At 70.2% G+C, this 13,839-nt stretch carries 9 protein-coding genes; 8 read left to right on the top strand and 1 reads right to left on the bottom strand.

Annotated elements, in window-relative coordinates; genetic code table 11:
* Positions 1 to 253 precede the first annotated feature (253 nt).
* The 6 genes from nsdA (at position 254) to ftsH (ending at position 10,246) form a co-directional block, all read left to right on the top strand.
* Complete coding sequence (gene nsdA / locus ACFXC1_RS20470; protein ID WP_381244552.1) at positions 254 to 1,738, top strand: transcriptional repressor NsdA; 1,485 nt, start codon at positions 254 to 256, stop codon at positions 1,736 to 1,738.
* A gap of 574 nt (positions 1,739 to 2,312) precedes the next feature.
* Entirely contained in the window at positions 2,313 to 3,647 is a 1,335-nt protein-coding gene (locus tag ACFXC1_RS20465; RefSeq protein WP_381244550.1) for an ammonium transporter, read from the top strand.
* Positions 3,644 to 3,982: a P-II family nitrogen regulator gene (locus ACFXC1_RS20460; protein WP_003997576.1), complete on the top strand. Its 339-nt coding sequence runs from the start codon at positions 3,644 to 3,646 to the stop codon at positions 3,980 to 3,982. Before ACFXC1_RS20465 ends, ACFXC1_RS20460 begins: the two co-directional genes overlap by 4 nt.
* Before the next feature lie 25 nt (positions 3,983 to 4,007).
* On the top strand, positions 4,008 to 6,458 hold the full coding sequence (locus ACFXC1_RS20455) for a [protein-PII] uridylyltransferase (RefSeq protein WP_381244548.1): 2,451 nt from the start codon (positions 4,008 to 4,010) through the stop codon (positions 6,456 to 6,458).
* A 222-nt stretch (positions 6,459 to 6,680) separates the two neighbouring features.
* Positions 6,681 to 8,234, top strand: a complete 1,554-nt coding sequence (gene ffh, locus ACFXC1_RS20450) for a signal recognition particle protein (RefSeq protein WP_019068759.1) — start codon at positions 6,681 to 6,683, stop codon at positions 8,232 to 8,234.
* Positions 8,235 to 8,308: 74 nt separating this feature from the next.
* Positions 8,309 to 10,246, top strand: a complete 1,938-nt coding sequence (gene ftsH, locus ACFXC1_RS20445) for an ATP-dependent zinc metalloprotease FtsH (protein ID WP_381244545.1) — start codon at positions 8,309 to 8,311, stop codon at positions 10,244 to 10,246.
* A 10-nt stretch (positions 10,247 to 10,256) separates the two neighbouring features.
* On the opposite strand, the gene ACFXC1_RS20440 is transcribed toward ftsH, so the two are convergent.
* Positions 10,257 to 11,114: an SAM-dependent methyltransferase gene (locus ACFXC1_RS20440; protein WP_381244543.1), complete on the bottom strand. Its 858-nt coding sequence runs from the start codon at positions 11,112 to 11,114 to the stop codon at positions 10,257 to 10,259.
* Between the two features lie 198 nt (positions 11,115 to 11,312).
* On the opposite strand from ACFXC1_RS20440, the gene proS reads away from it, so the two are divergent.
* On the top strand, positions 11,313 to 12,728 hold the full coding sequence (gene proS / locus ACFXC1_RS20435) for a proline--tRNA ligase (protein ID WP_381244541.1): 1,416 nt from the start codon (positions 11,313 to 11,315) through the stop codon (positions 12,726 to 12,728).
* A 260-nt stretch (positions 12,729 to 12,988) separates the two neighbouring features.
* Positions 12,989 to 13,585, top strand: coding sequence for a hypothetical protein (locus ACFXC1_RS20430; protein ID WP_019068763.1), 597 nt, complete (start codon positions 12,989 to 12,991; stop codon positions 13,583 to 13,585).
* Positions 13,586 to 13,839: the final 254 nt, after the last annotated feature.

Raw genomic sequence — 13,839 nt, 5'->3', positions numbered from 1 at the left:
CGGGCAACCGTAGGTTCATTCGAAGGGGTGGCGAATGGTGGCGTTTCCGGGATCGCCGTGGCTGGACGGGTGATCGTAGGATTACTTTGTGTGCACAAGCCCTCGGGGCACATGCACTCGTGGGTATGCCGGAGGCAACTCGTCATCTCGTTCGAAGGGTGACAAGTGCGGGACGGGAAGCCGTATTTACCGGCATTCTGATAGGGCTTGGCGCACAGCGGCGACAAGTGGTTCCAGGGATGGGGGCGTTCCAGTGGGCGGCAACGGCGGAAGCGGGACGACCGCGGCCAGTACGGACAAGCGCCCCAATGAGCTGCTCGGCTCGTGGTTCGTGCGCAGCGGCTGGTCCAAGGGCGAGCTGGCACGCCAAGTGAACCGCCGGGCGCGCCAGTTGGGCGCCAACCACATCTCCACGGACACCTCCCGCGTGCGCCGCTGGCTGGACGGCGAGAACCCGCGCGAGCCGATCCCGAGGATCCTCTCGGAGCTGTTCTCCGAGCGCTTCGGCTGTGTCGTCTCGGTCGAGGACCTGGGCCTGCGCGCCGCCCGCCAGGCACCCTCCGTGTCCGGCGTCGACCTGCCCTGGACGGCCCCGCAGACGGTGGCCCTGCTCAGCGAGTTCTCGCGCAGCGACCTCATGCTGGCGCGGCGCGGCTTCCTCGGAACCTCGCTGGCCCTGTCCGCGGGGCCGTCCCTCATCGAGCCCATGCAGCGCTGGCTGGTCCCCGGCCCCTCGGCCCTCCCGCCGGAGCCCGAGCCGGTGGGCTCCTCCCGGCACATCGGGCGGCTCTCCAAGCCGGAGCTGGAGCTGCTGGAGTCCACCACGGCGATGTTCCGCAAGTGGGACGCCCAGTGCGGCGGCGGCCTGCGCCGCAAGGCGGTCGTGGGACAGCTGCACGAGGTGACCGACCTCCTCCAGGAGCCCCAACCCGACGCCACCAACCGCAAGTTGTTCAAGGTCGCCGCCGAACTCGCCGAGCTGGCGGGCTGGATGTCGTACGACGTGGGGCTTCAGCCCACCGCCCAGAAGTACTTCGTGCTCGCCCTGCACGCCGCGAAGGAGGCGGGCGACAAGCCGCTCGGGTCGTACGTGCTGTCCAGCATGAGCCGCCAGATGATCCACCTCGGCCGGCCCGACGACGCGCTGGAGCTAATCCACCTCGCGCAGTACGGCAGCCGGGACTGCGCGAGCCCGCGCACCCAGTCGATGCTGTATGCGATGGAGGCCCGCGCCTACGCCAACATGGGGCAGCCCGGGAAGTGCAAGCGGGCCGTCCGGACGGCCGAGGACACCTTCGCCGACGTACACGACTGGGACGACCCGGACCCGGACTGGATCCGTTTCTTCTCCGAGGCCGAGCTGTACGGCGAGAACTCGCACTCCTATCGCGACCTCGCCTACGTCGCCGGCCGCAGCCCCGCCTACGCCTCGCTGGCCGAGCCCGTCATGCAGCGGGCGGTGGACCTCTTCGCCAAGGACGACGACCACAAGCGGTCGTACGCGCTCAATCTCATCGGTATGGCCACCGTGCACCTGCTGCGGCGGGAGCCGGAGCAGGGCGCGGTGCTCGCGGCCGAGGCGATGACCGTCGCCAAGAAGGTGCGCTCCGAGCGCGTCAACACTCGTATCCGAAAGACCATCGACACGGCGGTCCGCGACTTCGGTGAGCTGGCCGAGGTCATAGACCTCACCGACCGGCTCGCCATCGAGCTCCCGGAGACCGCCGAGGCGGTCTGACCACCCCAGGCCCCGGCCGCGGCCGGCCTTCCCGAACCGCCCGACTCGGCTCCCCCATGCCAGGTCATCGGAAGGCCGACCGCGGCCGGTTTCATGTGCGTCCGCAGATCGGGCGGCGGCCGGTACGGCAGGTGCGGACCGGGTGGTCGAAGGACCGTCCCGCCCTTCCTGACTCGTATTCGAAAGACCGTCCCCGCGGCGGTGCGCGGCGCCGGATCTCCGGCCGGAATCGCCGACCCCGCCGGGAGGCTCCCGAACGGGCCGCCGGAGAGCGCCGAAGGGGCCCGGACCCCATGCCCCGGCGCCCCCGCACCGGGCCGCCACAACTCCGGCCGCGGCCGGTTTCCCGCCGTCGGGGAAGGTTGCGCGACGATAACGATCGCCCGCCCGGAGATCCGGCAGTTCATCGACGCGTAACACGCGCGGCGCCTTCGTCACTCCGGTGAAACAACGTGGGGCTTCGACGGAAACCGCGCTGCGCCAATCTCATGGCGCATAACCGGACCCCCCGCCTTGACCGGACCGCATCCAGGCTTCGCCCGCACGGGGCCGTACAACCGACGAGGAGACGCCGATGGCATCAGCCGCCATCACGCTTGCTGCGGAGGCACCCAAACTGTCCTCCGCGAACACAGGCTTCATGCTCATCTGTTCCGCCCTGGTGTTGCTCATGACACCGGGACTCGCCTTCTTCTACGGAGGCATGGTCCGCGTCAAGAGCACCCTGAACATGCTGATGATGAGCTTCATCAGCATCGGGATCGTCACCATCCTGTGGGTTCTCTACGGCTTCTCGCTCGCCTTCGGTTCGAGTAACGGCTTCATCGGCTACGACTCCCACTGGCTGGGCATGAGCGATGTCGGCCTGACGGACCTCTGGCCCGGCTACACCATCCCGATCTTCGTCTTCATGGTCTTCCAGATGATGTTCGCGGTCATCACGCCGGCCCTGATAAGCGGTGCCATCGCCGACCGCGTCAAGTTCTCGGCCTGGTCGCTCTTCGTCGCCCTGTGGCTGACGGTCGTCTACGTCCCGGTCGCCCACTGGGTGTGGGCCAGCGACGGCTGGGCCTTCAAGCTCGGTGTGATCGACTTCGCCGGTGGTACGGCGGTCCACATCAACGCCGGTGCCGGCGCCCTCGGCGTCATCCTGGTGATCGGCAAGCGCGTCGGCTTCAAGCGTGACCCCATGCGTCCGCACAGCCTTCCGCTGGTCATGCTCGGTGCCGGTCTCCTGTGGTTCGGCTGGTTCGGCTTCAACGCCGGTTCGTGGCTCGGCAACGACGACGGCGTCGGCGCGCTGATGTTCGTCAACACGCAGGTCGCCACCGCCGCCGCCATGCTCGCCTGGCTCGCCTACGAGAAGATCCGCCACGGCGCGTTCACCACGCTGGGCGCGGCCTCGGGTGCCGTCGCCGGTCTGGTCGCCATCACCCCGTCCGGTGGTGCGGTCTCCCCGCTCGGCGCGATCGCCGTCGGCGCCATCGCCGGTGTCGGCTGTGCCGCGGCCGTCGGCCTGAAGTACAAGTTCAACATCGACGACTCCCTCGACGTCGTCGGCGTCCACATGGTCGGCGGTATCCTCGGCTCCCTGCTCATCGGCTTCTTCGCCACCGGCAAGGGCCAGTCCACCGCGACCGGCGTCTTCTACGGCGACCACTCCTTCACCCAGCTGTGGAAGCAGTTCGCCGGTGTCGGCGCGGTCCTCGGCTACTCCCTGGTCGCCTCCGCGGTCCTCGCCTTCCTCATCGACAAGACCATCGGTATGCGGGTCACCGAGGACGAAGAGGTCTCCGGCATCGACCAGGCCGAGCACGCCGAGACCGCATACGACTTCAGCGGCGCCGGCGGCGGCCTCAGCGGCGGCACCCTCACCGCTGCCACGGAGACGAAGAAGGTGGACGCATGAAGCTCATCACCGCCGTTGTGAAGCCCCACCGGCTCGACGAGATCAAGGAAGCGCTCCAGGCCTTCGGGGTCCACGGTCTGACGGTCACCGAGGCGAGCGGCTACGGTCGTCAGCGGGGACACACCGAGGTATACCGGGGCGCCGAGTACACGGTCGACCTGGTTCCCAAGATCCGCATCGAGGTGCTGGCCGAGGACGACGACGCCGAGCAGCTGATCGACGTCATCGTCAAGGCCGCCCGCACCGGCAAGATCGGTGACGGCAAGGTCTGGTCCCTCCCGGTCGAGACGGCCGTCCGGGTCAGGACCGGCGAGCGCGGACCGGACGCGCTCTAAAAAGAAACAGAACAGGAGTCGCTGGGTGACGAGTACGGACGTGCGCAAGGATGCAGAGGACTCCGGACCCAGCGGCTACGCGGCGGCCCGGCTGCGCCTCCTCACTGAGGGGGCGCGGTCCGGGCCGCCGCGCCGTGCAGCCCTCGCCGAACTGACCGACGACTGGCTGACCGGCCTCTTCACCGCCGGCAACGAAGCCCTCAAGGGCGTCTCCCTGGTCGCCGTCGGCGGCTACGGCCGCGGCGAGCTCTCCCCGCGCAGCGACCTCGACCTGCTCCTCCTGCACGACGGCAGCGACTCCGGCGCCGTCGCCGCGCTCGCCGACCGCATCTGGTACCCGGTCTGGGACCTGGGCCTCGCCCTCGACCACTCCGTGCGCACCCCCGCCGAGGCCCGCAAGACCGCCGGCGAGGACCTCAAGGTCCAGCTCGGCCTCCTCGACGCCCGCCACATCGCCGGCGACCTCGGCCTGACCGCCTCCCTGCGCACGGCCGTCCTCGCCGACTGGCGCAACCAGGCGCCCAAGCGCCTCCCCGAACTCCAGGAACTCTGCGCCGAACGCGCCGAGCGCCAGGGCGAGTTGCAGTACCTCCTCGAACCCGACCTCAAGGAGGCCCGCGGCGGCCTCCGCGACGCCACCGCGCTGCGCGCCGTAGCGGCCTCCTGGCTCGCCGACGCCCCGCGCGAGGGCCTCGCCGACGCCCGCCGCCGCCTCCTCGACGTCCGCGACGCCCTGCACCTCACCACCGGCCGCGCCACCGACCGGCTCGCGCTCCAGGAGCAGGACCAGGTCGCCGCCGAACTCGGCCTCCTCGACGCGGACACCCTGCTGCGCCAGGTCTACGAGGCGGCACGCGTCGTGTCGTACGCCAGTGATGTCACCTGGCGCGAAGTGGGGCGCGTGCTGCGGTCGCGGGCCGTGCGGCCGAGGCTGCGCGCCATGCTCGGCGGGGGCGCCAAACCCGCCGCCGAGCGCTCCCCGCTCGCCGAGGGCGTCGTGGAGCAGGACGGCGAGGTGGTGCTCGCCCGCGCCGCCCGCCCCGAACGCGACCCCGTCCTCCCGCTGCGCGCCGCCGCTGCCGCCGCGCAGGCCGGCCTCCCGCTCTCGCTGCACGCCGTACGGCGCATGGCGACCACCGCGCGCCCGCTGCCCACGCCCTGGCCCGCCGAGGCCCGCGAGCAGCTCGTGACGCTGCTCGGTTCCGGACAGCCCACCGTCGACGTGTGGGAGGCGCTGGAGGCCGAAGGCCTGATCACCCGGCTCCTCCCCGACTGGGAGCGGGTCCGCTGCCGTCCGCAGCGCAACGCCGTGCACATCTGGACCGTCGACCGGCACCTCATCGAAACCGCCGTCCGCGCCTCCGAGTTCGCCCGCCGCGTCAGCCGCCCCGACCTCCTGCTGGTCGCCGCGCTGCTGCACGACATCGGCAAGGGCTGGCCCGGCGACCACTCCGTGGCCGGCGAGATCATCGCCAAGGACGTGGCGGCCCGTATCGGCTTCGACCGCGCGGAAGTCGCCGTACTCGCCACCCTCGTACGCCACCACCTCCTCCTCATCGACACGGCCACCCGGCGCGACCTGGAGGACCCGGCGACGGTCCGCTCGGTCGCGGAGGCGGTCGGTACGACGAGCACTCTGGAGCTGCTGCACGCCCTTACCGAGGCGGACGCGCTGGCCACCGGACCGGCCGCCTGGTCGTCCTGGCGGTCCTCCCTCGTCACCGATCTGGTGAAGCGGGTCGCCGCCGTCCTCTCCGGCGACGCCCCCGAGGAGCCCGAGGCGGGCGCGGCCACGGCGGAACAGGAACGGCTCGCCATCGAGGCGGTGGCGACGGGCGGTCCGGTGCTGGCGCTGCGCGCGCAGACCGAACCCCCGTCCGAGGACGAGCCCTCGGGCGATCCCGAACCCCTCGGTGTGGAACTCCTGATCGCCGTACCCGACCAGCCGGGCGTGCTCCCGGCGGTGGCGGGCGTCCTGGCGATGCACCGCCTGACGGTCCGCACGGCGGAACTGCGAGCGCTGGACCTCCCGGCCGGCGTGGAGGGCTCGGTCCTCCTCCTCAACTGGCGGGTCGCCGCCGAATACGGCTCCCTGCCCCAGGCGGCCCGGCTGCGCGCCGATCTCGTACGGGCCCTGGACGGGTCGTTGGACATCGCTGGGCGGCTGGCGGAGCGGGACGCGGCATACCCGCGCCGCCGGGGTGTCGTGGCACCGGCGGCCCGCGTGACGGTCGCCCCGGCCGCCTCCCGGCACGCCACGGTCATCGAGGTGCGGGCGCACGACGCACCCGGGCTGCTGCACCGGATCGGGCGGGCGCTGGACGAGGCGAAGGTGCGGGTGCGGAGCATGCACGTCAGCACGCTGGGCTCGAACGCGGTGGACGCCTTCTACGTCACCGGGGCGGAGGGCACGCCCCTGCCGGCGGACGAGGCGACGGCGGTCGCGCGCAAACTGGAGGAGACGCTGCGGGCGTGACCGTGCGGTCATGCCACGCGTTGATCCGATGTGCTCCCCGCAGCTGCGGGGGTGGTCCGCTGCGCGGCAAAGGGCGGCTCTCCGAGGCCGCGTGCTCCCCGTCGGCGCGGGGTTTTGCTCGTCTCCGCCCGTTGAACCCAGCAGGCGGGGACGATTGTCTTGCGCGGCCGGATACCCTGGAAGACGCCCACACTGCCCCCGACTCCGAGGACCGACTCCGCCGTGTTCGATACTCTCTCCGATCGCCTTTCAGCGACCTTCAAGAACTTGCGCGGCAAGGGGCGCTTGAGCGAAGCGGACATCGACGCCACGGCGCGCGAAATCCGCATCGCCCTCCTCGAAGCCGACGTTGCCCTGCCCGTGGTCCGCACGTTCATCAAGAACGTCAAGGAGCGCGCACTCGGCGCCGACGTCAACAAGGCGCTGAACCCGGCCCAGCAGGTCCTGAAGATCGTCAACGAGGAACTCGTGACGATCCTCGGCGGCGAGACCCGGCGTCTTCGCTTCGCCAAGAACCCGCCGACCGTGATCATGCTCGCGGGTCTGCAGGGTGCCGGTAAGACGACCCTCGCGGGCAAGCTCGGCAAGTGGCTCAAGGACCAGGGGCACTCGCCGCTGCTCGTCGCCGCCGACCTCCAGCGCCCCAACGCGGTGAACCAGCTGAGCGTCGTCGCCGAGCGCGCCGGTGTCGCGGTCTACGCGCCCGAGCCCGGCAACGGCGTCGGTGACCCGGTCAAGGTCGCCAAGGACTCCATCGAGTTCGCCAAGTCCAAGGTCCACGACATCGTGATCGTGGACACCGCAGGGCGCCTCGGTATCGACCAGGAGCTCATGCAGCAAGCCGCGGACATCCGTGACGCGGTCTCGCCGGACGAGATCCTCTTCGTCGTAGACGCCATGATCGGTCAGGACGCGGTCAACACCGCCGAGTCCTTCCGCGACGGCGTCGGCTTCGACGGCGTGGTGCTCTCCAAGCTCGACGGCGACGCCCGCGGTGGTGCGGCCCTGTCGATCGCCTCGGTCACCGGCAAGCCGATCATGTTCGCGTCGAACGGCGAGAAGCTCGACGACTTCGACGCCTTCCACCCGGACCGGATGGCCTCCCGCATCCTCGACATGGGTGACCTGCTCACCCTGATCGAGCAGGCGGAGAAGACGTTCAGCCAAGAAGAGGCCGAGAAGATGGCCTCGAAGCTGGCGTCCAAGAAGGGCCAGGACTTCACCCTCGACGACTTCCTGTCCCAGATGGAGCAGGTCCGGAAGATGGGCAGCATCAGCAAGCTGCTCGGCATGCTCCCGGGCATGGGCCAGATCAAGGACCAGATCAACAACCTGGACGAGCGGGACGTCGACCGTACGGCCGCGATCATCAAGTCGATGACCCCGGCCGAGCGCGCCGAGCCGACCATCATCAACGGCTCGCGCCGCGCCCGTATCGCCAAGGGCTCCGGGGTCGAGGTCAGCGCCGTGAAGGGTCTGGTCGAGCGGTTCTTCGAGGCCCGCAAGATGATGTCCCGCATGGCGCAGGGCGGCGGGATGCCCGGCATGCCGGGGATGCCGGGCATGGGTGGCGGTCCGGGCCGTACCAAGAAGCAGCCCAAGCAGGCCAAGGGCAAGCAGCGTTCCGGCAACCCGATGAAGCGCAAGCAGCAGGAGCTGGAAGAGGCCAGGCGCCGCGAGGCCGGCGCGGCCCAGGGCGGCAACGCGTTCGGACTGCCCGAGCAGGGCGGCAAGGACTTCGAGCTGCCGGACGAGTTCAAGAAGTTCATGGGCTGAGCTTTCACAGGGTCCATGCCCTGAGTTCACCCTCTGCGCATGCCAAGGGTTGGCCCGTGTCGTAACGTCCCGATATGACCAACCCCGCGCCGCCGCGCAAGTCCCCCGATCAGCCTTGGCGTACCGAAGGCACCCCGGACGAGCCCCCGAAGCCGTCGCCGGGCGGGAAGAAGATGCGCGGCGGCTGGTGGAGTCTGATCCTCACCGCGCTGGTCGTGTACCTGATCGCCAACCTGATCCTGTCCTTCTTCAACGAGGGCAACGAGCCGACGATCTCCTACACGGAGTTCAGCAAGCAGGTCGACGCGGGCAACGTCACCAAGATCTACGCCAAGGGCAACGCGATCCAGGGCCAGCTCAAGAAGGAGCAGAAGAACCCGGACGGCGACGGCAAGTACACGAAGTTCGACACCGAGCGGCCGACCTTCGCGGACGACAAGATCTGGGACGACCTGACCAAGCACAACGTCACGGTCACGGCGGAACCGGTCGTACAACACCGTAGTTTTCTGGCCAATCTCCTGATCTCGCTGGCCCCGATGCTGCTCCTGGTCGTCCTGTGGCTCTTCATCGCGCGGCGGATGAGCTCGGGGCTCGGCGGCGCGGGCGGCATGCTCGGCCGCAAGGCCCCGCCGAAGCCGGTCGAGCTGGAGCCGGGCAAGCAGCGCACGACCTTCGAGGACGTGGCCGGCATCGACGAGGTCGAGGGCGAGCTGAACGACGTCGTCGACTTCCTCAAGAACCCCGACGCGTACCGCAAGATGGGCGCCAAGATGCCCCGGGGCGTGCTGCTCGCGGGCCCGCCCGGCACCGGAAAGACGCTGCTCGCGCGGGCGGTCGCGGGGGAGGCGGGGGTGCCGTTCTTCTCGGCCTCGGCCTCCGAGTTCATCGAGATGATCGTCGGTGTCGGCGCCTCACGCGTGCGTGAACTCTTCGCGGAGGCCCGCAAGGTGGCCCCCTCGATCATCTTCATCGACGAGATCGACACCATCGGCCGGGCCCGCGGCGGCGGCAGCGGTATGGGCGGTCACGACGAGCGCGAGCAGACCCTGAACCAGATCCTCACCGAGATGGACGGCTTCTCCGGCTCCGAGGGTGTCATCGTCATCGCGGCCACCAACCGCGCCGACGTCCTGGACCCGGCCCTGACCCGCCCCGGCCGCTTCGACCGTGTGGTCGTGGTCTCGCCGCCCGACCGGGGCGGCCGTGAGGCGATCCTGGAGATCCACACCCGCGAGATCCCGCTCGCGAAGGACGTGAACCTCGCCCAGGTCGCCCGTACGACCCCGGGCATGACCGGCGCCGAACTCGCGAACCTCGCCAACGAGGCCGCCCTCCTCGCCGTCAAGCGCAAGCAGAGCGAGGTCACCCAGTCCGACCTCTCGGAAGCCCTGGAGAAGGTCCAACTGGGCGCCGAACGCCCGCTGGTGATGCCCGAGGAGGAGCGCCGGCGCACCGCGTACCACGAGAGCGGCCACGCCCTGCTCGGCATGCTCCAGCCCGGCGCCGACCCGGTCCGCAAGATCACCATCGTCCCGCGCGGGAGGGCACTCGGCGTGACGCTCTCGACGCCGGACGCCGACAAGTACGCGTACACCGAGGAGTACCTGCGCGGCCGGATCATCGGCGCCCTCGGTGGCATGGCCGCGGAACAGGTCGTCTACGGGGTGATCACCACCGGCGCCGAGAACGACCTCGAACAGGTCACCAACATCGCGCGCGGGATGGTCGCCCGCTGGGGCATGAGCGAGCGCGTCGGCCGCCTCTCCGCCCTCCCGAACGACGCGCAGCAGGCCTACGGCCTCGCAGCGGCCCCGGGGACCCTCGACGTGATCGACCACGAGATGCGCCGCATCGTCGACGAGTGCTACGACGAAGCCCTCCGCAAACTCCGCGACCACCGCGGCCAGTTGGACTCGCTCGCCGAAGCCCTCCTGGAGAACGAGACGCTGGAGGAGACGGACGCGTACCGCATCGCGGGCGTCACGCGCCTGTTCAAGGAGGAGTCCTAGTCCCTAGTCCTCAGGTCGTACGCGCGATCACATACCGGAAGACGTTCGGCATCCACACCGTGCCGTCCTGCCGCCGATACGGATGCAACGCCTCCGCCAACTCCTTCTCCACCTGCACCTGGTCCGTCGCGGTGATCGCCGCGTCGAAGAGCCCGGTGGACAGCAGCCCTCGTACGGCACTCTCCACATCGGCGTACCCGAAGGGGCACGACACCCGCCCGGAGCCGTCCGGCCGCAGACCGGCGCGCTGGGCGACCTCCTCCAGGTCGTCGCGCAGAGCCGGGCGCCAACTGCCCGCGCTGCGCAGCGGATCCGCCATCCTGGCGGCCACCCGCAGCACCGACGAGGTGGCGCAGCGCTCCGGCGGACCCCAGCCGGCCAGCACCACGGGCGCGCCGTGCCCGGTCAACGGCGTGGCGGACGCGAGCAGTTCGCCGAGGCCCTCCGCGTCGCCCGCGAGGCATCCGATGGGCTCGAAGGCGGTCACCAGGGTGTACGCGGGCGTCTCCGCGTCGGCCGCGTCCCTGGGTGAGCCGTAGACGAGCCGGGTCTGCGCACGCGCGCGAGGGGACCACGCATCCGGCAGCAGCCGCTCCCGGGCGAGGGCCAGCCGTTCGGGGGAGGAGCGCTCGACACCGGTGACCGACGCGCCTCTGGAGGCAGCCATCAGCAGGGCGAGCCCGGAGCCGCAGCCGAGGCCGAGCAGCCGGGTGCCGGGCCCCACTTCGAGTCGCTCGTAGACGGCTTCGTAGAGCGGCACCAGCATCCGCTCCTGGATCTCGGACCAGTCACGCGCGCGTGCACCCAGGTCCACACGGGGCGCGGGCCCCGCATGAGGCAGGTAGTGCCGCACGAGCGTAGGTGTCATCGAAAGCGCCCCAATCCGCCGAGAGTTGTGGCCGTGCCCGTTTCCGAGGCCCCCGTGATGTGCGCTCGCACTTCCCCCGTATGCCAGCAAACTCCGCGCTCGCTACGGCGTCCAGGGTTTGTGGGGTCCGGCTTGTGGCTTCTCTGTGGGAGTGGCGAGAATTCACATGACGGCAACGTGGGCCCGTACGATCGCGCCATGGCGAAGGCACCCGTACTCACACCGCGGGCGGAAGATTTCCCCCGCTGGTACCAGGATCTGATCACCAAGGCCGAGCTGGCCGACAACGGCCCAGTGCGCGGCTCCATGGTCATCCGACCGTACGGGTACGGCATCTGGGAGCGGATGCAGGCCGAGATGGACGCCCGGATCAAGGACACGGGCACCGAGAACGCGTACTTCCCGCTCCTGATCCCGCAGTCCTACCTCGCCCGCGAGGCGGACCACGTCGAGGGCTTCGCGCCCGAGCTGGCCGTGGTCACGCACGGCGGCGGCAAGGAGCTGGAGGAGCCCGCGGTCGTCCGTCCCACCTCCGAGATGATCATCAACGAGTACTTCTCGAAGTGGGTGCAGAGCTACCGCGACCTGCCCCTGCTGATCAACCAGTGGGCGAACGTGGTCCGTTGGGAGCTGCGCCCCCGGCTCTTCCTCCGTACGAGCGAGTTCCTGTGGCAGGAGGGCCACACGGCGCACGCGACCTACGAGGAGGCGCGCGACTTCGCGGCGCACATCCACCGCAAGGTGTACGAGGACTTCATGGTCAACGTCCTCGCGATGGACGTCGTACCGGGACGCAAGACGGTCAAGGAACGGTTCGCGGGCGCGATCAACACCCTCACCCTCGAAGGGATGATGGGCGACGGCAAGGCGCTGCAGATGGCGACCAGTCACGAGCTGGGCCAGAACTTCGCCAAGGCCTTCAACACCCAGTACCTGTCCAAGGAGGGCAAGCAGGAACTGGTCTGGCAGACCTCCTGGGGCTCCACCACCCGCATGATCGGCGCCCTGGTGATGATGCACGGCGACGACGACGGCCTCCGGGTGCCGCCGCGGCTGGCGCACATCCAGGTGGTCGTACTCGCGATCAAGGGCGACGAGGCGGTTCTGGCCAAAGTCCGGGAGATCGGGGACCGGCTGAAGGCGGCGGGAGTGCGCGTACGGGTCGACGTCCGTACCGACATCCCCTTCGGGCGCAGGGCCGTCGACTGGGAGCTCAAGGGCGTGCCCGTACGGATCGAGATCGGGCCCCGTGACCTGGAGAACGGCACCGCGATGCTGGCCCGGCGGATCCCGGGAGGCAAGGAGCCGGTGGCGATCGACTCCCTCGTGGAGCTGCTTCCCGTCATCCTCCAGGAGGACCAGGCGCTGCTGCTGAAGCAGTCCCGCGAGCGGCGTGAGTCCCGCACCTCCGAGGTGTCCACGATCGGGGAGGCGGTCGAGGCCGCGACCGCCGGCGGCTGGGCGCGGATCCCGTGGGCGACACTGGGTGAAGAGGGCGAGGCCGAGCTGGCCGAACACGCGGTCACCGTGCGGTGTCTGGTCGCCGAGGACGGGTCGGTACCGGACGCCGACAAGGCACCCGGTAACGTCGCGGTCGTCGCGCGCGCCTACTGAGGCGGCGGGCTCCGGCGGCAGAGCGACCGAAAGGCCTCTTGCGCAACTGCGGACGCCAGCTCCCCCGGCGCGCGGACACCGTCTACGCGCCGGGTCGTACGTGGGTCTACGCACCAGCTTGGTACGAGCTGTGAGGCTTATCCGCAGATCAGCGCACCCGCCCTCGTCAGGACGCATCAGCGGCAACTGACGGGTACGTGCAAATTATTTGGGATGCCCCGGAATCGGAACACAGGGGCACTCCGGCTCGTTGTCATTACGTGAGCACGACACAGACACCACCTGTTCTCGCCGCAGAGCTGGCAGAGGCGTGGGCCGACATTCAGCGGTACCACCCCGAACTGCCCGATCTGGCCGCGCCCGAGTCCCTGATCGGAGAGTCGTCGTCCGCCTGCGGACACGAGCTCTCCTTCGAGCGACTGCTCCATGAGGCAGTCCATGGCATCGCCGCCGCGCGCGGCGTGCGCGACACGTCCCGCGCCGGCCGCTACCACAACCGCAGATTCCTCGCGATCGCCGAGGAGTTGGGCCTGGACCACCCCGACGAACCGCATCCCAGCAGCGGTTTCTCGCTGGTCCAGCTCAACCCCGAGGCCAAGCGGCGCTACCGGCCGACGATGGAGCGTCTCCAGCGCGCGCTGAAGGCGCACACCGTCGCCACCTCCGCGGACACCTCCCGCACCTTCCGCGGCCCGGCCGCCCGGCACGGCTCGTCCGGTGGCGGGGTCCGCGTCAAGGCGGTGTGCGACTGCGGTCGCAACGTACGGGTCGTCCCGTCGGTGCTGGCCCAGGCGCCGATCGTGTGCGGGGGCTGCGGCAAGCCCTTCCGCATTCCGGAGGTCGTGGGCGCGGCCTGAGGTTACGGCTGCTCGTGGCAGCCGCACCCCGCAGGGCCGGGTTGCGTACACCCGCGCCGGTCACCTCCCGGCGCCGGGTGTCGCTTCCGCGTGGGCGGGGGCGGGCGGGGGCCCGCTCCCCGGTCGGGCGAACCGCCAGGGTGTGGCACAATGGCTAGCTGTACTCGACAGCCGCACAGGAACCCTCTCGCCTCCGGCTGACGCGTCCATCGGGCACTCGGGTACCGCAACCCCACGCGGCCATCTGCCGTGCC

This window comes from Streptomyces hokutonensis (assembly GCF_042751305.1).
Taxonomy (GTDB): domain Bacteria; phylum Actinomycetota; class Actinomycetes; order Streptomycetales; family Streptomycetaceae; genus Streptomyces; species Streptomyces hokutonensis_A.
This window is presented reverse-complemented; position numbering and strand designations above follow the sequence as displayed.